Origin of the sequence: Streptomyces sp. SID9727 (genome assembly GCF_010550605.1) — a bacterium.
Classification (GTDB): Bacteria; Actinomycetota; Actinomycetes; order Streptomycetales; family Streptomycetaceae; genus Streptomyces.
Genome location: NZ_JAAGNI010000191.1, coordinates 1 through 410, shown reverse-complemented (window position 1 = coordinate 410; position 410 = coordinate 1). Strand labels below are relative to the sequence as shown.

At 80.7% G+C, this 410-nt stretch carries 1 pseudogene; it reads right to left on the bottom strand.

The annotated features are described in order from the left end of the window. Nucleotides 1–410: pseudogene (locus G3I41_RS12890) on the bottom strand (serine protease); the annotation flags it as partial.

Genomic DNA, 410 nt, shown 5'->3' with positions numbered 1-410 from the left:
GGGCGACCGGGCAGCGCATCCGGCCGCGGCGGCCCGCAGCAGGGCCTCCAGGACCACCGGGTCCGGGGTCCCCCCGCGCTGCTCGGCGTCCAGCAGCACCTCCAGGAGCTCGTCGCGGGCGGGCTGCGAGGCGGGGCTGCCGGGCGTGGCGAGCACCGCGGCCAGCGATCCCCGGACCGGTGCCGCCGCCGGACGGTCCCGGAGCAGCCCGGTGAGCAGCGGCAGCAGCAGGGCGCGGGCGGCGGGTCCGTGTTCCAGGCGGCGGTCGAGGTAGGCGGCGGTGTGCGCCGTGTCCTCCGGGTGGCCCTCGGCGTAGGCGCGTACGAGTCCGGCGGCGTGCAGCGCGAGCTCCGGGGCGTCGATCCCGGCCAGGGCCCGCAGCACCTCGCCCGCGCCCTGGTCCGGCCGCG